This is a genomic window from Nisaea sediminum (assembly GCF_014904705.1).
GTDB classification, from domain to species: Bacteria; Pseudomonadota; Alphaproteobacteria; order Thalassobaculales; family Thalassobaculaceae; genus Nisaea; species Nisaea sediminum.
The window spans coordinates 128249-145894 of record NZ_JACZCQ010000006.1 but is presented as its reverse complement, the minus strand read 5'-3'; the positions used below and the strand labels follow the sequence as shown (position 1 = coordinate 145894).

Annotated in this window: 15 protein-coding genes; 7 read left to right on the top strand and 8 right to left on the bottom strand. The window is 63.4% G+C overall.

Annotated features, from left to right (window positions below; genetic code table 11):
* Positions 1 to 26: 26 nt before the first annotated feature.
* Positions 27 to 488: an Hsp20 family protein gene (locus tag IG122_RS12660; RefSeq protein ID WP_226893549.1), complete on the bottom strand. Its 462-nt coding sequence runs from the start codon at positions 486 to 488 to the stop codon at positions 27 to 29.
* A 173-nt stretch (positions 489 to 661) separates the two neighbouring features.
* On the bottom strand, positions 662 to 1444 hold the full coding sequence (locus IG122_RS24475; protein WP_193184037.1) for a protein phosphatase CheZ: 783 nt from the start codon (positions 1442 to 1444) through the stop codon (positions 662 to 664).
* Positions 1445 to 1693: 249 nt separating this feature from the next.
* Between IG122_RS24475 and IG122_RS12650 the strand changes: the two genes are divergently transcribed.
* The 4 genes from IG122_RS12650 (at position 1694) to IG122_RS12635 (ending at position 5706) form a co-directional block, all read left to right on the top strand.
* A complete protein-coding gene (locus tag IG122_RS12650) occupies positions 1694 to 2650 on the top strand; it encodes a hypothetical protein (RefSeq protein WP_193184035.1) in 957 nt (318 codons plus the stop codon).
* A 114-nt stretch (positions 2651 to 2764) separates the two neighbouring features.
* On the top strand, positions 2765 to 4195 hold the full coding sequence (locus IG122_RS12645; protein WP_193184032.1) for a pentapeptide repeat-containing protein: 1431 nt from the start codon (positions 2765 to 2767) through the stop codon (positions 4193 to 4195).
* Positions 4196 to 4204: 9 nt separating this feature from the next.
* A complete protein-coding gene (locus IG122_RS12640; RefSeq protein ID WP_193184031.1) occupies positions 4205 to 4663 on the top strand; it encodes an MmcB family DNA repair protein in 459 nt (152 codons plus the stop codon).
* 344 nt (positions 4664 to 5007) lie between these two features.
* Positions 5008 to 5706 carry an NUDIX hydrolase gene (locus IG122_RS12635; RefSeq protein ID WP_193184029.1) on the top strand — a complete coding sequence of 233 codons (699 nt, stop codon included), beginning with the start codon at positions 5008 to 5010 and terminating at the stop codon, positions 5704 to 5706.
* 24 nt (positions 5707 to 5730) lie between these two features.
* Here the strand turns inward: IG122_RS12635 and IG122_RS12630 are convergent, their stop codons facing one another.
* The 4 genes from IG122_RS12630 to IG122_RS12615 form a co-directional block, all read right to left on the bottom strand.
* Positions 5731 to 6735, bottom strand: a complete 1005-nt coding sequence (locus IG122_RS12630) for an FkbM family methyltransferase (RefSeq protein ID WP_193184027.1) — start codon at positions 6733 to 6735, stop codon at positions 5731 to 5733.
* A gap of 93 nt (positions 6736 to 6828) precedes the next feature.
* Positions 6829 to 7716 carry an MBL fold metallo-hydrolase gene (locus tag IG122_RS12625; protein ID WP_193184025.1) on the bottom strand — a complete coding sequence of 296 codons (888 nt, stop codon included), beginning with the start codon at positions 7714 to 7716 and terminating at the stop codon, positions 6829 to 6831.
* Positions 7717 to 7719: 3 nt separating this feature from the next.
* The gene (locus IG122_RS12620) at positions 7720 to 8571 is read right to left on the bottom strand and encodes a fumarylacetoacetate hydrolase family protein (protein ID WP_193184023.1); all 852 of its coding nucleotides are present in this window, start codon (positions 8569 to 8571) and stop codon (positions 7720 to 7722) included.
* 95 nt (positions 8572 to 8666) lie between these two features.
* Positions 8667 to 9467, bottom strand: a complete 801-nt coding sequence (locus IG122_RS12615; protein WP_193184021.1) for an undecaprenyl-diphosphate phosphatase — start codon at positions 9465 to 9467, stop codon at positions 8667 to 8669.
* A gap of 349 nt (positions 9468 to 9816) precedes the next feature.
* Between IG122_RS12615 and IG122_RS12610 the strand changes: the two genes are divergently transcribed.
* The 3 genes from IG122_RS12610 to IG122_RS12600 are packed head-to-tail and all read left to right on the top strand — an operon-like array spanning position 9817 to position 16432.
* The gene (locus IG122_RS12610) at positions 9817 to 11259 is read left to right on the top strand and encodes an NAD(P)-dependent oxidoreductase (protein WP_193184019.1); all 1443 of its coding nucleotides are present in this window, start codon (positions 9817 to 9819) and stop codon (positions 11257 to 11259) included.
* A gap of 8 nt (positions 11260 to 11267) precedes the next feature.
* On the top strand, positions 11268 to 15830 hold the full coding sequence (gltB, locus tag IG122_RS12605; RefSeq protein ID WP_193184017.1) for a glutamate synthase large subunit: 4563 nt from the start codon (positions 11268 to 11270) through the stop codon (positions 15828 to 15830).
* Positions 15827 to 16432, top strand: a complete 606-nt coding sequence (locus IG122_RS12600; protein ID WP_193184015.1) for a glutathione S-transferase family protein — start codon at positions 15827 to 15829, stop codon at positions 16430 to 16432. Before gltB ends, IG122_RS12600 begins: the two co-directional genes overlap by 4 nt.
* Positions 16433 to 16634: 202 nt before the next feature.
* On the opposite strand, the gene IG122_RS12595 is transcribed toward IG122_RS12600, so the two are convergent.
* The gene (locus tag IG122_RS12595) at positions 16635 to 17102 is read right to left on the bottom strand and encodes an Hsp20 family protein (RefSeq protein ID WP_193184013.1); all 468 of its coding nucleotides are present in this window, start codon (positions 17100 to 17102) and stop codon (positions 16635 to 16637) included.
* 226 nt (positions 17103 to 17328) lie between these two features.
* On the bottom strand, positions 17329 to 17547 hold the full coding sequence (gene rpmE / locus IG122_RS12590; RefSeq protein ID WP_193184011.1) for a 50S ribosomal protein L31: 219 nt from the start codon (positions 17545 to 17547) through the stop codon (positions 17329 to 17331).
* Positions 17548 to 17646: the final 99 nt, after the last annotated feature.

Genomic DNA, 17646 nt, shown 5'->3' with positions numbered 1-17646 from the left:
TGGTTGAGAGAGTTTTTCCGGCGGTATCAGTCGGCGTGCTCGATATCGAGTTTCTCGGACGTGACCCTTGGGGTCTTCCGGCTGCCGTTGATCTCGATCGTCTGCACCTTCACTTCGGGCAACGGCCTGCGAAGCTCGATGTGAAGCAGGCCGTTATCGAGATCCGCTGAAACGACTTCGATCCCCTCCGCGAGGACAAAGGTCCGCTGGAACTGGCGCGCGGCGATACCGCGGTGGAGATAGATCCGGTCGTCGTCGTCGCTCTGGCGGCCGCGGATCACCAGCTGATTGTCCTCGATCTGAACGCTGAGGTCTTCGGAGGCGAAGCCGGCCACGGCAAGCGTGATCTGCAAGCCGTCTTTGCCGGTCTGCTCGATGTTATACGGCGGATAACCGTCGGAGGTGGTTTTCGAGATCCGGTCCAGCGCCCGTTCGAAATGATCGAATCCGAGCAGGAGCGGAGAGTTGAAAACGGACATGCGTGACATGGGACCAACCCCTCATACATGAGCGAGACGATCTTCGAGCCCGCCTATGCGGCACTCAATACGCGCATCCTCATTGATCGCGCGCCCACTTCATGTAGGTGATCGTGCGCCTCGGATCAAGTCACCGGCGGCGCGCTTCGCAAGTCGACCCGCCGGGGGGGCTTGCCGTGGTATCAGTCGAACAGGGCGTCGATATCGTCCTGGCTGAGCCCGGCGCTGCCGAGCGCGGGGCCGTTCAGCAGATCCTCCTCCTCGGAGACGCCTTCATCGCTCTCGTCTTTCGGGATCGGCAGGTCCTTGAAGGCCTCGAGGCCGCCCCAGATATCGATCATCGCGAGGATGCGGCTCTCGATGAAGCGGAGCGTCTTGACCACCTGGTTGATCCGCTGGCCGGTGAGGTCCTGGAAGCTGCAGGCCTCTATAATGGAGATCAGCTGGTTGGACGCCTGATCGATGAGTTGCTGGACCTCGGGATCGTCGAGCGTAAAGCCGTGAATTTGCTTCAGGGTCCCCTCGATGGAATCGACGGAGGACATGATCTCGTTGGTCGCGGTCTCGGTCGTTTGCACGATCGTGTCGAGCTGCAGGGACGCGGTCTGCATCTGGTCTTCGGCCGACATCGGATGCTTGATCGCCGCGATCTGGCTCTTCGCGCGGCCGATCGAGCGGACCATCTGGGCGATCTCGATCCTGAGATCGTGGTCAATGTCATGTTCGCTGACGTCGACTTCTTCCGGAACCTCGGCCACCGGCGCCGTTACGCCGGTCATTCCAACAGCCTTGCGAATCTCGGAAAGCTCCGTCCTGAGGCTTGAGATTTCCGCCAGCAGCGCTTCCTCGAAGGCGCCGGAGGAGAGGCCGGGAGCAATGGCTTTCGGGGGCGTCGCCCCGCCGGACCCGCTGCGCTGCTGCGCACGGCGCTCGACCGAGAAAATTCTTCCCTTTACATCACCCACGACGCGACCTCGGCAATAGTTACGCTTGCGAGCGGACACGGGCATTGCACCCGGGTCTTGAACACCCGCATATCTCCACTATAAAGCCGCCGTCCTAATTTTCCGTTAATCAATTTTCTCTACAAAGAGTGGCGTGAAGGGGTACCCTCGGATTTCAGGCCGGCGTTAGCTATTCATTCAGTCTCTTGAAGTAAGAAAGCTTGAGACGTTGGGGAGGCAGGTTTTCGAACCTGCGAATGTGGAGCGAGAATGACCGCTGCTGAACAAGAAAAAGACGAGACTCTGGATCCGTCGACGCATTTCGCTTTTGAACACAAGATCTTCAAGGTGAACGGCGCGCATTTCCGGCTGTCCGGGCAGGACCGGACTCCCGCGCTGCGCGTGCGCGTCGGCGATCTTGAAGCCTCGATCCCGCTTGATTCGCTATGCACCGAGTTCGGCATCGATGAAGATTCCCAGGACGGCAAGCTTCTCGACACCGTTCGCAAGGGTCTGAACTACGTCAAGGATATCCGCCCGGGCGACACCATCCCCCGGGAGCTTCTGGACGGCTCTGCAAGCTGGTCGATCGAGGAAAAGCACATGGAGCGGGCGAAGAACCGCCTGATGGTGCAGATCGCCCAGTGGGTGGCGGGCACGTCGATTGCCAATCCGGACGAATCCGAGATCCATGCGGAACTGGCCAAGCCTGAGACCAAGGAACGCATTCAGAAGGGCATATCGGAAATCGCCGAGAAGCTGGGGCTGGGCGAGGAACGCAAGCAGGAAGTGCTCGATCTGGTCGACCGCGTCGCGCGGGAGCTGGCCTATATCGAGGCGCTTCGCGACCGGTTCACTTATGCGAGCGCGATCCAGACCAAACTCGTCCAGGTGATCGCCCTGCATCGTGGCGACCGTCAGTTCACGGCCGAAGTTCAGCGGGTGCGGACCCTCATGGAGCCGCCGATTCGCGATTTCAGCTTCATCTTCGATCAGGTCGACGCGCAGACCGGCGAGATCCTCACGGTCCTGAAGAGCTACGACAAACAGATCAACTTCATTCGCGAGATGCGCGACGAACTGCACAAGAAGATCATGATCTGGGACGAGGTCATCGAGACCTGGAACATCGATCTTTCAACCCGGTCCAAGGGGATTCGCGAGGCGGTGCAGTCAACCTACAGGTTCGTTGCCTACAATTTCCCGCAAGCCCAGGACTGGATGTGAATCCGGCTTCCCCCGAATATTTTTTTGCATTCCGGCGCGGGAACACGATCTACTTAAACGATGGCGGGGTGCACAAAGCGTCCCCGCGCAGAGTTTGGGAAGCAGGCCTAGGACTTGTCCGGACGTAAAGACGACACTGACACTGTCCCCGGCATCCCGGCAGAAGTCGCCTGGGCATCGTCGGAAGCCAGACTGGATCTCGGCACTCCCGCTGCCGACGATATCCCGCTAAGGCAGATTTCGCTCGCCGAGCTCGAGGAAGTCGTCGAGCGGCACGGGATGTTTCTGCGTGGGCAGACCGGTGGCGCCAGAGCCAATCTTCAGGGTTACGACCTCAAGTTCAAGGATCTGAGCGGTCGCGAGCTCGCCGGCGCCGAGCTCTCGGGATCCTCGCTCCGCAATGCCAATCTCGAGAACTGCAATCTGAAGACGGCAAATCTTTTCGCCTGCGATATGCGCGAGGTACGCCTGAAGGGCGCCAATCTTTCCCGCTCCGACCTCCGCGGAGCCTGCATGCGCGGCGCGGATCTCTGCGACGTGACCATGCAGGAGGCCGATCTGCGGGACGGCGTGCTGCTAAAACCGGATGCGCGGGGCAATCTCGTTGCCGTCACTTACAACACGGTCGATGCCGATCTTGCGGTGGCCAACGCGACCCGGGCCGATATGAGCGGCGCCAGGTTGTCCAATGCTTTCATCGTCCAGACCGACCTGACCGATGCGAAGCTCCGCAATACCCGCTTCGTGCGCGCCGATCTCAGCCACTCGAACCTGACCGGCGCCGATCTCGAAGGCGCGGACCTGACCGAGGCCACGCTGACCGGCGCGATCCTGCACGGTACGATCCTCTACAACGTGATCTTCAGCGGCACGGATCTGACCGGCGCCGATCTCGCCGGGGCCGTGTTCTCGAACATGAACCCGGACGATCCGCAATTCCGCCTGGCGCGGATGCCGCGCGCGCTGGACGCGCTCGGGCCGGAGATGCGGGAGATCATGATCCAGCACGACCTCTGGATCAAAAGTAACGGCAAGCAGGGCGTTCGGGCGCCGCTCGCGCGCCGGGACATCAGCAAGCAGAGTCTCAGCCGGCTGAATCTGGCCGCCGCCAACATGGAATGCAGCGTTCTGACCAGTTGCGATCTGTCGGGCATCAACCTGCTGATGGCGGACCTGGCGCTGGCCGACATGCGCTCGGCGGATCTTTCGAACGCCGATTTGCGCGGCGTGACGATGCGGCGCGCCAACCTCATGGAAGCGCGGCTGACGGGGGTCCAGGCGGGACCGGTACAGATCGTCGGGGCCAAGACGCAGCGCTGGCCGGCTCATTTCGACCGGGCGAGATTCGATCGCGCGATCTTGCGCGGTGGCGATTTTCATCAGGCGGAGATGAGCGGCGCGGTCTTCGCCGGCGCCGACCTTCGGGACTGCAACCTCCGCGGCGCGGTCTTGCGCGACGCCGATTTCGCCGGCGCCGACCTGCGCGGAGCGGACCTGTCCGGTGCCGATACGCGGGGCGCAACGAATATGGTCCTCGACGATTAGGGGGGGACCATGGCGGCGCGTCCGGAAATCACGCAGCAGGTGACCCGCGGCGTTTCGCGGCTCTTTACCGAACTGAACTGGAGCCACGTCACCGAGATGCCGCTGCGCTCGGGACGGCGGGTCGATGTCATGGCGCTCGATCCCTCGGGGGGGATCGTCGTGGTTGAGGTGAAGTCCGATATGGCGGACTATCTCGCGGACCGGAAATGGCATGAATATCTGGATTTCTGCGACCGCTTCTATTTTGCGGTGACACCGGATTTTCCGCGCGAGCTTCTGCCCGAAGACCCGCTCTGCGGTCTGATCCTGGCCGACCAGTATGAGGCGGTGGTCGCGCGGGAGGCGTCAGAGTCGCGGCTCAACGCGGCACGCCGGAAATCACTGACTCTGTCACTCGCCCGCACCGCGGCGCGCCGTCTGACCATGGTTCTGGATGAGTCCGGCGGCCTACACGGTTTCCGCGATTAGTATCGAATCGTCAGCAATGGCTCTCTGATTTGGCGTCTCATGACGTTCTTGCAATTGTGCATTGCACTATCTGTGCATGTTGCGCTGCCGTTCGTCCCCTATATGGACGAGTGTAAAGTCGTTACATGCCCTGGAAGGAGCACCGACATGAACCGTATCAGCATCCCGCAGACCATTCTCGCCTGCGCCGGCGTTCTCGGTCTGATCGCCTACGTCGCCTACTACGGTGCGATGAACAACATCTAAGGCGTAAGCCTGCCCGAGGGGGCGCGATCAAGCTTGGAGGATTGCCTCCAACCGTCCTAGACTGGGTGGATCATTTTCCGCCAAGTCTTTGAGAAACCATGAGACGCGCCCCGCCGAATACCCTGCCCGGACTGGTCGAGCCCGGGCAAAAGCCTGTCCGCCCGAAAGATTCCGCGAGCCTGATCGTCCTGCGCCGCAACGGTGACGGGCTGGATGTGCTGATGGGGCGGCGCGGCAAGAAAGCCGTCTTCGGCGGCGTCTATGTCTTCCCCGGCGGAAAAGTCGATGCCGCGGACCGCAAGGTCGGCTTCGCGAGCGATCTCCAGCCACACGATCTCAAACGCATTTCCAAGGACGAAAGCCGTGCCCGCGGGTTCCCGATGGCGGCCGTGCGCGAGGCCTTCGAGGAAACCGGACTGCTGCTGGCCGGCCAGGGCGAGCTCGGTCCGACGACCCATCCCTCATGGTCCGAGATCGGCGGCAAGGGGCTTGCCCCGGAACTCGGTAAGCTCGGCTATGTCGGGCATGCCATCACGCCGTCCAAGCGCAAGTTCCGCTTCAATGCCCGTTTCTTCTTCGCCTGGGAGGAACACATGTCCGGCTCGCTCGGCGGCAGCGGCGAACTCTCCGATCTGGATTTCTTCCCGTTGGACGAAGCCCTCAAGCTGCCGCTCGTCGACGTGACGGAGTTCATGCTGCTCGAAGTGAAGCGCCGGGCGGAGGAAAATCTCGCGCCGCGCGAGACCTATCCGTTCTTCAGCTACCGGACCGAGTCGCCGTATATCCGTTATAGCTGACCGCACAGGAAGGCTATCGGCCTCTTAGTCTGATTTGGGCGCAACGAGAACGTTGACAACGGCCTGCCGCTCGACTTGAGCCAAAGGAGTGAGGCCCAGGAAGGCGAGCTCTTCCAGATCGGCTTCCACGGTGGCTTTGTAGCATTCAAGCAGCACGCGCGTGTTGTCGCGGTGCACGAGGTCAATGACGGATTCGAGAATGCTGACCTCAAGTCCTTCCACATCGATCTTTATGAAGTCGACCCGTTCCGGCCAAAGGCCGCGAAGCGCGCGCATCGGGACAAGAGTGCCGATCTCATTTTCCGTCGACTTGCTGCTCGCGAGGTTGATGCGCTCTAAGATCCGCACCTCTCCGTCTTCCGGGCCGATTGCGCTCCCCAGTCCGGAGATCTCTATATTTGTCAGGCTGTTCAAGGCAACGTTCTGGCGCAGAAATTCGCAACATTTCTGGACCGGTTCGAAAGCGTGAATTCTCGCGCCTGGTACTGCCGCCGCACAGGCGATAGCGTGATTTCCCACGTTGGCGCCGATGTCTAGCAGGGTGTCGCCGTCTCTCAGGAAACGAAGGATCAGGTCAACTTCCTCGGTCTCGTAAAGCAATCCCCGAACATGAAAATGCTCGATTTCGCTATTCTGCCCTGAGACGAGGAAATTGAGCTTGTGTCCGCGAAATGGGACCTCGGCGATCATTTCGCCACTGCGCAGAAAGGCGGCAATTTCGCGGCAGGCTTCCAGGTTGCGATGGAGAAGTGGGAAGCCGTGTATCAGGTCGGGCGAGCCGCTCCGCAGGTTCTGGACCAGCTCAAGTGCCTGGTCATATCGTCCCTGCGCAAGCGTGATCAGCGCCAGCTCACCAAGATAATGAGCGACATGTCCCGCGCTGGTTTGTTGCCGTATGGCCGTGCTCAGAACCGCTTCGGCCCGGTCGAAATCACGCGCGCATTCTGCCGCGTATACGTCTTCCAGAATTTTCTGGTGACGATCAACATCGCGATCGTCGATGTCAGCCGGGCCTTCTGCCTTCGGCAAATCGAACTCCTAAAAGAGGAAGCATGCGCGAATGATCGGCACGCATATTTTGTGAATTCTAGCATTCCTGAGGCGGCAGGGGGCCAAAAGTTCTTATAAGAAATAAGCGCTTTCTTCGTCGGGGAGCCCGTCGGTCTGCACCTGCCCCGTTTCGACCAGATAGATCAGCGCTGCCAGGAGAGAGCGCGCGGCCGCGCCGTGTACCGCCGGCGGCACGTCTGCATAGATCACCGGCACCATGTCCGAAATCGTCTCGATCCCGTCCCGGAGGCAGGCGAGGATTTCCTCCTCGCGGTCCCTCCGGTGGGCGATGAATGCCTCGACGAAGGGCTTCGGATCGCGGATGGGACCGCCATGGGTCGGCCAGTAGGTCTCTTCGTCCCGCCCCAGCACTTTCCGCAGGCTCTCCAGGTAATCCCCCATGTGCCCGTCCGGAGGGGAGATCACGCTGGTCGACCAGCCCATCACCAGGTCGCCCGGAAACAGGATCGAGCGCTCCGGCCAGGCGAAAGCGAGATGGTTCGAGGTATGGCCGGGCGTGTGGAGCGCTTCCAGGCGCCAGTCCTTACCCTCAATCGCGTCACCGTGACCGATCCGCACGTCCGGGATGAAATCCGGATCTCCCCCGGTCTCGATTCCGCCCGGACCGCTGCCATGCGGACCATAGCCGTAGGTTGGCGCTCCGGTCCTCGCCTTCAGTTCCGCGGCGGCCGGGGAATGGTCGAGATGGGTGTGCGTCACCAGGATGTGGCTGACCTTCTCATTCCCTAGGCCGTCCAGCAGCGCCGGGATGTGACCGGCAAGATCCGGTCCCGGATCGATCACCGCGACATCGCCTTCGCCGACGATGAAGGTCGCCGTGCCCCGGAAGGTGAAGGGGCCGGGATTGCGCGCCACGATCCGCCGCAGCCCCGGACCGAGCCGTTCGACCACGCCATAGGGCGGATCGAAGGTCCGGTCGAAGGGGATGACGGTGGCCAAGGCTCAGCTCTCCGCGACCACCGGGTTGACGAGCTTGCCGATCTTGTCGATCTCGACGACGATTTCGTCGCCCGGCTTCATCCAGAGCGGCGGCTGGCGCCGTCCGCCGACGCCGCCCGGCGTGCCGGTGACGATCACGTCGCCCGGAACCAGCTCGGTGAAGGTGCTGATGTAGTTGATCAGGCGCGGGATCGGGAAGATCAGATCGTCGAACTTGGTGTGCTGCACGACCTCGCCGTTGAGGCGGGCTTCCATGACCAGCTCGCCGAGATTGTCGATCTCGTCCGGCGTGACGAGGCAGGGGCCGAAGGCGCCGGTGCCGAGGAAGTTCTTGCCCGGCGTGAACTGCTGGGTGTGGCGCTGCCATTCGCGGACGCTGCCCTCGTTGTAACAGGCATATCCGGCGACATGGGCCATCGCGTCCGCTTCGGAAATGTAGCGTCCGCCCTTGCCGATCACGACCGCGAGCTCGGCCTCGAAATCCAGCGTTTCGGAGACTTTTGGACGGATCATCGGCTGGTTGTGGCCGATCTGCGAGTTGGGCAGGCGGAGGAAGATGGTCGGATGCTCGACCACGGGCCAGCCGCCCTCGATCCGGTGCGCTTCGTAATTGAGGCCGATGCAAAGGATCTTGTCGGGATCGGGAATGAGGGGAAGGTAATCCGCATCGTCGATCGAGACCGCGGCCGAGGTGCCCGCGAGTGCGTTACCCACTTCCGCAAGGGCGTCGGCGGCGATCGCCGACCTCAGGGTCGGAAACCGCGCGGCGAGATCGGCCGTCACCGGGTGCAGCCCCTTTTCGCTTGCCAGACCCCAGGTCGCCTTGCCGTTCAGGGTGAATGATGCGAACCGCATGCGGCCTCTCCTTCGGAATTACACATGATAGGTGGCGGAACTTTAAGAACCCGAATGCTCTCAGTCGATGGCCGATCCGGCACGAGAGCCGTCCGTCAGGCGGCATAAACCAGATAGAGCAGAACTCCGCCGAGCAGAATGCGGTAGACGACGAAAGGCATGAAACCGGCACGGCGCAACCAGGCCATCATCAGTACGATCGCGACCAGCGCCGAGACGAAGGCGAGGCCGGCCGCGGTGAAGGCGTCGCGGGTAAGCTGGACGTCGCCGCTCTGCCAGAGCTCGATACCCGAAAGCGTCCCCGCGCCGGCGATGGCCGGGATCGCGAGCAGCAGCGAGAAGCGCGCTGCATCTGCCCGCTCGAAGCCGAGAAAGCGCGCCATGGTCATGGTGATGCCGGAACGGCTGGTGCCCGGGATGAGCGCGAGCACCTGGGCGAACCCGATGGCGAGCGCGCTGGCATAGCCCATATGTTCGAGCCGGCGGACTGTCATGCCCGCCCGGTCGGCTAGGCCGAGAAGGATGCCGAACCCGAGCGTTGTCCAGCCGATGATCTCGACGCTGCGGAGCATGCCGCCCGCATATTTGGCGATCACGTAGCCGGCGACCACCACGGGGATCGAGCCGAGAATGACCTGCAGCATCAGCCGAGTGCCCTGGTCGATCCGGCCGCGCAGGAGGCGCCAGAGTCCGCCGAGCATCATGACGATCTCGCGCCAGGCGTAGAGCATGACCGCGAGCAGGGTGCCGACATGAACCGCCACGTCGAGCATCAGCCCCTGATCCGTCCAGTTCATGACATAGGGCACGAGAACAAGGTGCCCGCTTGAGGAAATCGGCAGGAATTCGGTGATCCCCTGCACGAGAGCGAGGATGGCCAGATGGAGGATCGGCACGCTTGGACTCCGGTCAGATCTTGTCGGCGGGAATCTGTCTGGGGGCCGCGGCGGGAGCCCCCCGACCTCCCCGACATGGCCGTCGGGACTATAACATCGGCGGTGCGGGGAAAGAATAAGCGTTAAAGGTCCGATATGAGACTATTTATTCATCTCGCATCGTGCGGACTGTTGTGCGGCGCAATGTGAACTGGGTCTCGATAAAAAATTAGTCCTAACTATTGACCTTTTCGCTTCCTTTCCGTAGATAAGCGCTCCCCGATGAGGTAAAGTGCCGTCATAACGAGAAGCCGGGCGGCGACGAAACCCGAAGCGGAACAGGTCCAGAGAGGCCGAGGGAGAGAGTGGAATGACCACCGATCGCATGCTGAAATTCGTCCATACTGCGAAGCGGATGCCCGCGAAACGCAAGGCGGAGGAGCGGCGCCAGGACTTTGGCGAGATCTACAGCGAGTTCGCGACCGAACAGGCTCAGGAGCAGGCCGGGCGGTGCTCGCAGTGCGGTGTGCCCTATTGCCAGGTGCATTGTCCGCTCTCCAACAACATTCCCGACTGGCTCATGCTGACGGCCGAGGGACGCCTGGAGGAGGCTTACGAGATCTCCAGCGCGACCAACAATTTCCCGGAAATCTGTGGCCGTATCTGCCCGCAGGACCGTCTCTGCGAGGGCAATTGCGTGATCGAGAAGGGTTTCGACTCGGTCACCATCGGCTCCGTCGAGAAGTACATCACCGAGACCGCCTTCGAGAACGGCTGGGTCAAGCCGGTCAAGCCGGTGCAGGAGCGCAAGGAAAGCGTCGGCATCATCGGCGGCGGCCCGGGCGGCCTCGCGGCGGCGGAACAGCTCCGCAAGCGCGGCTACCAGGTGCATGTCTACGACCGTTACGACCGCATCGGCGGCCTGATGATCTACGGCATTCCGAACTTCAAGCTGGAGAAGGACGTCGTGCAGCGCCGCTCGAAGGTTTTGGAGGAGAGCGGCATCACTTTCCATACCGGCGTCGATGTCGGCAATGACGTCACCGTTGCCGAGCTCCGCGAGAAGCACGATGCGGTGCTGATCGCGACCGGCGTCTACAAGGCGCGCGACATGAAGTGCCCGGGCATCGGCCTCGGCAACGTCAACGCGGCGCTCGACTATCTGACCGCCTCCAACCGCGTCGGGCTCGGCGACAAGGTTCCCGCCTTCGAGGACGGCAGCCTCGACGCCAAGGACAAGGACGTCGTCGTGATCGGCGGCGGCGATACCGCGATGGACTGCGTGCGGACCGCGATCCGCCAGGGCGCGAAGTCGGTGAAATGCGTCTATCGCCGCGACAAGGCGAACATGCCGGGCTCGCAGCGCGAGGTGCAGAACGCCGAGGAAGAGGGCGTCGAGTTCATCTGGCTGGCCGCCCCCGAGGCCTTCACCGGCGACGGGGTGATCGACGGCGTGCGCTGCCACCGCATCCATCTCGGCGTGCCGGACGCGACCGGACGGCAGGCACCGCAGGTGGTCGAGGACAGCAGCTTCACGATCCCGGCCGACATGGCGATCCTGGCGCTCGGTTTCGATCCGGAGGACCTGCCGGAGATGTTCGGTGAGAAGGACCTCAAGGTCTCCCGCTGGGGCACGCTCTCGGTCGACTTCACCACCATGATGACCAGCATCGACGGCGTCTTCGCCGCCGGCGACATCGTCCGCGGCGCCTCGCTCGTCGTCTGGGCGGTGCGCGACGGCCGCGACGTTGCCGACCAGATCCACGCCTTTATCGAGCGGAAGGCCACGGCCGCGCTCGATCTCGCCTCCTGAAGCCGGGGATGACCGACATGACGCAGGACAAGAGCCTTCCGATGAATGACGGCGAACGTTTCGTTGCCGAGTATCAGGCCAACCTCTCCCGGCTGACCGAGGCGCATGCCTACAACCCGGCGGACGAGCACGAGAATTGCGGCGTTGGCTTCGTCGCCTCGATCGACGGCACGCCGCGGCGCGATGTCGTCGAGGCCGGCATTCAGGCGCTGCAGGCGATCTGGCACCGCGGCGCGGTCGATGCCGACGGCAAGACCGGCGATGGCGCGGGCATCCATCTGCAGATTCCGCAGGACTTCTTCCGCGAACATGTCGAGCGCGCCGGCCAGCCGGTGAATGACGGCCTGATCGCGGTCGGCATGGTGTTCCTGCCGCGTACCGACCTCGCGGCGCAGGAGCGCTGCCGCTGCATCGTCGAGGAGGAGATCCTCTCGCGCGGCTACAAGATCTTCGGCTGGCGCCAGGTGCCGGTGAATGTCGAGGTAATCGGCGAGAAGGCGAACGCGACCCGTCCGGAAATCGAGCAGATCATGGTCTCCGGCGAGCCCGGGGCGGACGAGATCCTGTTCGAGCGCGATCTCTACCTGATCCGCCGCCGGATCGAGCGCGCGGCACTGGCGGAAAACATCACCGACTTCTATATCTGCTCGCTGTCCTGCCGCTCCATCATCTACAAGGGCATGTTCCTTGCCGAGCAGGTGACGGCGTTCTTCCCGGACCTGCTGGACGAGCGGTTCATCTCCAACTTCGCGATCTATCACCAGCGCTACTCGACCAACACCTTCCCAGCCTGGCGCGCGGCGCAGCCGTTCCGGGTGCTGGCCCATAACGGCGAGATCAACACGCTGAAGGGTTGCTGGAACTGGATGCGCAGCCACGAGACGCGGATGGCCGCGGACCGGTTCGGCGACGAGATCGAGGACATCAAGCCGGTGATCCAGGACGGCAGCTCCGACAGCGCCGCGCTGGACGCGGTGTTCGAGCTCATGGTCCGCGCCGGCCGCGCCCTGCCGATGGTCAAGACCATGATGATCCCGGAAGCGGTCGCCGACGGCGGCAGCCTGAGCCAGGAACTGCGCGACCTTTATTCCTATTGCAACGCGGTCATGGAGCCGTGGGACGGTCCGGCGGCGATCGCCGCCTATGGCGGGCACTGGGTGCTCGGCGGCATGGACCGCAACGGCCTGCGCCCGATGCGCTACAGCGTCACCACCAACGGCCTGCTGATCGCCGGCTCCGAGACCGGCATGGTCCGCATCAAGGACAAGAACATCATCGAGAAGGGCCGGCTCGATCCGGGCGAGATGATCGCCGTCGACCTGATCAACGGCAAGCTCTACCACGATACCGAACTGAAGGAGCATCTGGCGAAGTCCAAGCCGTTCGGCAAGTGGATCAAGAAGAGCGTCAAGATTGACGGTCTGATCAAGAGCCACCACGAGGAAAAGGCCGGACTGGAGCGTGATGACCTGCGCCGCCGCCAGGTGGTGTCCGGCTGGTCGCTGGAGGATATGGAGCTGATCCTGCAGCCCATGGCCGAGGGCGGCAAGGAAGCCATCGGCTCGATGGGCGACGACACGCCGCTCGCGGTGCTGTCGGAGAAATATCGCGGCCTGCACCATTTCTTCCGGCAGAATTTCAGCCAGGTCACCAACCCGCCGATCGACAGCCTGCGCGAGCGCCGGGTGATGACCCTGCGCACCCGCCTCGGCAACCTCGGCAACATCCTCGAGGAAACCGAGGAGCAGTGCGAACACCTGCTGCTCGAGTCCCCCGTGCTCTCGAACGCCGAGTTCCAGGCGATGCGCGACTATATGGGCGATACGGCTGAGGAGATCGACTGCACCTTCGACGTCGACGGTGGCGAGTCCGCCCTCGCGGAGGCGATCAGCCGGATCCAGCGCGAGGCCGAGGACGCGGTCCGCGGCGGCTGCACCCACGTCATCCTCTCCGACAAGGAGATTTCGGCGAAGCGCGCGGCGATCCCGATGATCCTCGCGACCGGTGCGGTGCATTCCTATCTCGTGCGCCAGCAGCTCCGGACCTTCACCTCGGTCAACGTCCGTACCGGCGAATGCCTCGACGTGCATTATTTCTGCGTCCTGATCGGCGTCGGCGCGACCACGGTCAACGCCTACCTGGCGCAGGAAGCGATCGCCGACCGCCATGCCCGCGGCCTGTTCGGCGACAAGACGCTGGACGCGTGCGTCGCCTCCTATCGCAAGGCGATCCAGGACGGCATCCTCAAGGTGATGTCCAAGATGGGCATCTCCGTGCTCTCGTCCTATCGCGGCGGCTACAACTTCGAGTCGGTGGGCCTCTCCCGCTCCCTCGTCGCGCGCTTCTTCCCGGGCATGTCCTCGCGGATCTCCGGGCTCGGTCTCGGCGGTATCCAGAAGAAGGCGCTGGAGCAGCACCGCAAGGCCTTTGACGACACCGTCGTCACCCTCCCGGTCGGCGGCCTCTACCGCTTCCGCCGCCAGGGCGAGCGGCACGCGTTCGACGGTCCGATGATGCACACCCTGCAGCACGCGGTCGCGACCGACAGCTATCACCTCTACAAGAAGTACGCGGCGGAGATTTACGCCCAGAAGCCGATCAACCTCCGCGACCTGCTCGGCTTCAAGCCGACGGGCGAGGAAGTGGCGCTGGAGGACGTTTCCTCCATCACCGAGATCCGCAAGCGCCTGGTGGCGCCGGGTATCTCCCTTGGCGCGCTCAGCCCCGAGGCGCACGAGACCCTCTCCATCGCCATGAACCGCATCGGCGCGAAGTCCGACAGCGGCGAGGGCGGGGAGGATCCGGCGCGGTTCAAGCCGCGGGCGAACGGCGACAATCCGAGCTCGGCCATCAAGCAGGTTGCGTCCGGCCGCTTCGGCGTGACGGCGGAATACCTGAACAACTGCCGCGAGATCGAGATCAAGGTCGCCCAGGGCGCGAAGCCGGGCGAGGGCGGGCAGCTTCCGGGGATCAAGGTCAACGCCATGATCGCCAAGCTCCGGCACTCGACCGAGGGCGTGACCCTGATCTCGCCGCCGCCGCACCACGATATCTACTCGATCGAGGATCTGGCCCAGCTGATCTACGACCTGAAGCAGATCAACCCGGAGGCCCGGGTCTGCGTGAAGCTCGTGGCCTCGTCGGGCATCGGCACGATCGCCGCCGGCGTCGCCAAGGCGAAGGCGGACACGATCCTGATCTCCGGCCATGGCGGCGGTACCGGCGCCAGCCCGCAGACCAGCATCAAATATGCCGGCATTCCCTGGGAGATGGGCCTCTCCGAGGTGCATCAGGTGCTGACCCTGAACCGGCTCCGGCACAAGGTGGCGCTCCGCGTCGACGGCGGCTTCCGGACCGGCCGGGACGTGGTCATCGCGGCCATTCTCGGCGCCGAGGAGTTCGGCATCGGCACCGCCTCGCTGGTGGCGATGGGCTGCATCATGGTACGTCAGTGCCACAGCAACACCTGCCCGGTCGGGGTCTGCACCCAGGACCAGAGCCTGCGCGCCAAGTTCGACGGAACGCCGGAAAAGGTGGTGAACCTGTTCTCCTTCATCGCAGAGGAAGTGCGCGAGATCCTGGCGGAACTCGGTGTGCGGAGCCTTGAGGAAGTGATCGGCCGGACCGACCTGCTGCATCAGGTCAGCCGCGGCGATCCCTCGCTCGACGATCTCGACCTCAACCCGATCCTGGTGCGCGCCGATAGCGGCGGGCTGCCGGTGATGAACGCGGTCGAGGGCCGCAACGAGGTGCCGGAGACGCTGGACGCGCAGATGATCAAGGATGCGCAGCCGGCGCTCGAAGGCGGCGAGAAAATGCAGCTGACCTACAATATCGCCAACACGCTGCGCGCCATCGGCACCAAGCTGAGCTCCCGGATCACCCGGAAGTACGGCATGACCGGGCTGCAGCCGGGGCATATCACGGTCCGCCTGCGCGGTTCCGCCGGCCAGTCGCTCGGCGCCTTCGCGGTGCAGGGCCTGAAACTGGAAGTGTTCGGCGATGCCAACGACTATGTCGGCAAGGGTCTCTCCGGCGGCACCATCGTCATCCGCCAGATGACGGCAGCGCAGTTCCCGTCGAACGAGAACACCATCGTCGGCAACACGGTGCTCTACGGCGCGACCGCGGGCCAGCTCTTCGCGGCCGGTCAGGCAGGCGAACGCTTCGCGGTCCGCAACTCCGGCGCCGAGGCGGTGGTCGAGGGCTGCGGCTCGAACGGCTGCGAATACATGACCGGCGGCACCGCCGTCCTGCTCGGCCCGGTCGGCGAGAATTTCGGCGCCGGCATGACCGGGGGTATGGCCTTCGTCTATGACAGCGACGGCAGCTTCGAGCGGAACGTGAACCCCGAGACGGTGCTCTGGCAGCGCATCGAGACCGATTACTGGGAAGCGGCCCTGAAGCGTCTGGTGCAGGAGCATGTAGAGCAGACCCAGTCCCGCTTCGCGGAGCGCCTGCTGATCAACTGGAGCCAGGAGGTCGGCACTTTCTGGCAGGTCGTGCCGAAGGAAATGGTGGCCCGCCTGCAGCAGCCGCTCAGCTATTCGAGCCGGGAGAAGCGTGCTTGAGCGACGGGGCCTTCACGCTCTACGGGGACCGGCGCTCCGGGAACTGCCTGAAGATCGTCTATGCGGCCGATCTTCTGGATCTCGACTATCGCTTCGTCGATGTCGACATCATGAAGGGCGAAAGCCGGACGCCGGAATTTCTCGCAGTCAACGCGGCGGGGCAGGTCCCGGCGGTGGATTTCGGCGGCGGGCGCACGCTCGCCCAGTCGAACGCCGTTCTGGTCTATCTGGCGGAAGGCAGCTCGCTGCTGCCGGCCGACGCGTTCCAGCGCGCAAAGGTGCTTGAGTGGCTGTTCTGGGAACAGTACAGCCACGAGCCCTATGTCGCGGTCTGCCGTTTCCAGATGGTCTATGAGGGCAAGCCTGCGGAAAAGCGCGACGGCTGGCGCGTGACCAGGGCCGAGGCGGCGCTCGATCACATGGAACGCCGGCTTGCCGGGAAGTCCTTCCTGGTCGGCACGCGCCTGACCATCGCGGATATCTCGTTGCTGGCCTATACGCGGCTCGCCGGGGAAGGCGGGTTCGATCTCGCCACCCGTCCGAACCTCACCGCCTGGATCTCCCGCTGCGAGGATGCGCTGGCGATCGCTTCCGCAGGATAGATCGCCACTTCCTAAACCTGAAAACAGTCGTCATCCTCACGCAAGTGGGGACCCAGGGAAGACCGGCTGAGCTCTACGATCCCTAGGTCCCCGCGTACGCGGGAATGACGACCTTTTTTGTTCTAACCGATAGGCATGAAGCAAAACGCCCGGGCCGTGCGGCCCGGGCGTCAGTCGTTTGGAGTTTAGAGCTGCTCAGGCGTTACGCGGCCTTCTTGCCCTCGATCGCGGGAACGCCGGATCGGACTTCGATCTTGCGCGGCTTCGCCTCTTCCGGGATCTCGCGGACGAGGGAGATATGGAGCAGGCCGTTCTCCAGATCCGCGCCGGTCACCTTGATGAAGTCGGCGAGCTCGAAGCGGCGCTCGAAGGCGCGCTCGGCGATGCCGCGATGCAGGAACTGGCGGCCTTCGCTCTCCTCGCTCTTCTCCACCTTGCCGGTGACGATCAGCGAGTTCTGGTTCACCGTGACCTCGATATCCTTCTCGGCGAAACCGGCAACCGCCATGGTGATGCGGTAATCGTCCTCGCTGACCTTCTCGATATTGTAGGGCGGGTAGGCGGGCGCATTGCTGGCCGCCGGACTGCGCAGCGCCGCGTCGGCAAGCTGGGCCATCCGGTCGAAACCGACGGAATTACGGAACATCGGGGAAAAATCGATCGTACGCATCGTGTCCATATCCTTTCAAAGCAACATGGTCGTCATTCTGTCACCCGCCTTTTGCGGCCGGGTGGCGTGTTCAAAGGCCCCGCCCCGAAGGATGGCAACGGCGCCTGACTGAAAAATTGGGAGGCGGGAAAACGGATTCAAGAGGGAAATGCGCAAACAAAAACGGGCGCCCCGAAGGACGCCCGTTCTCGTCTCCACCGGGCCGGAGCCCGCGGGAAACCCGGTATTAGATGCCGAGGTTGGCGAAGCGCTTGTTGAAGCGCGCCACCTGGCCGCCACTGTCGACGATCCGGTGCTGACCGGTCCAGGCCGGATGGGTCTTCGGATCGATTTCGAGCCGCAGCACGTCACCCTCTTTGCCCCAGGTCGACTGGGTCTTGTATTCGGTGCCGTCGGTCATCACGACAGTGATTTCGTGATAATCGGGATGGATATCAGCCTTCATTTCTCGTACTCCTGCCCCCGAGCGTTCATGGGCGCGGGTATAAATCCTGATCAAGAGCGCGACGATATAAAGGAGACAGGGCCGGAGCGCAAGTGCGAA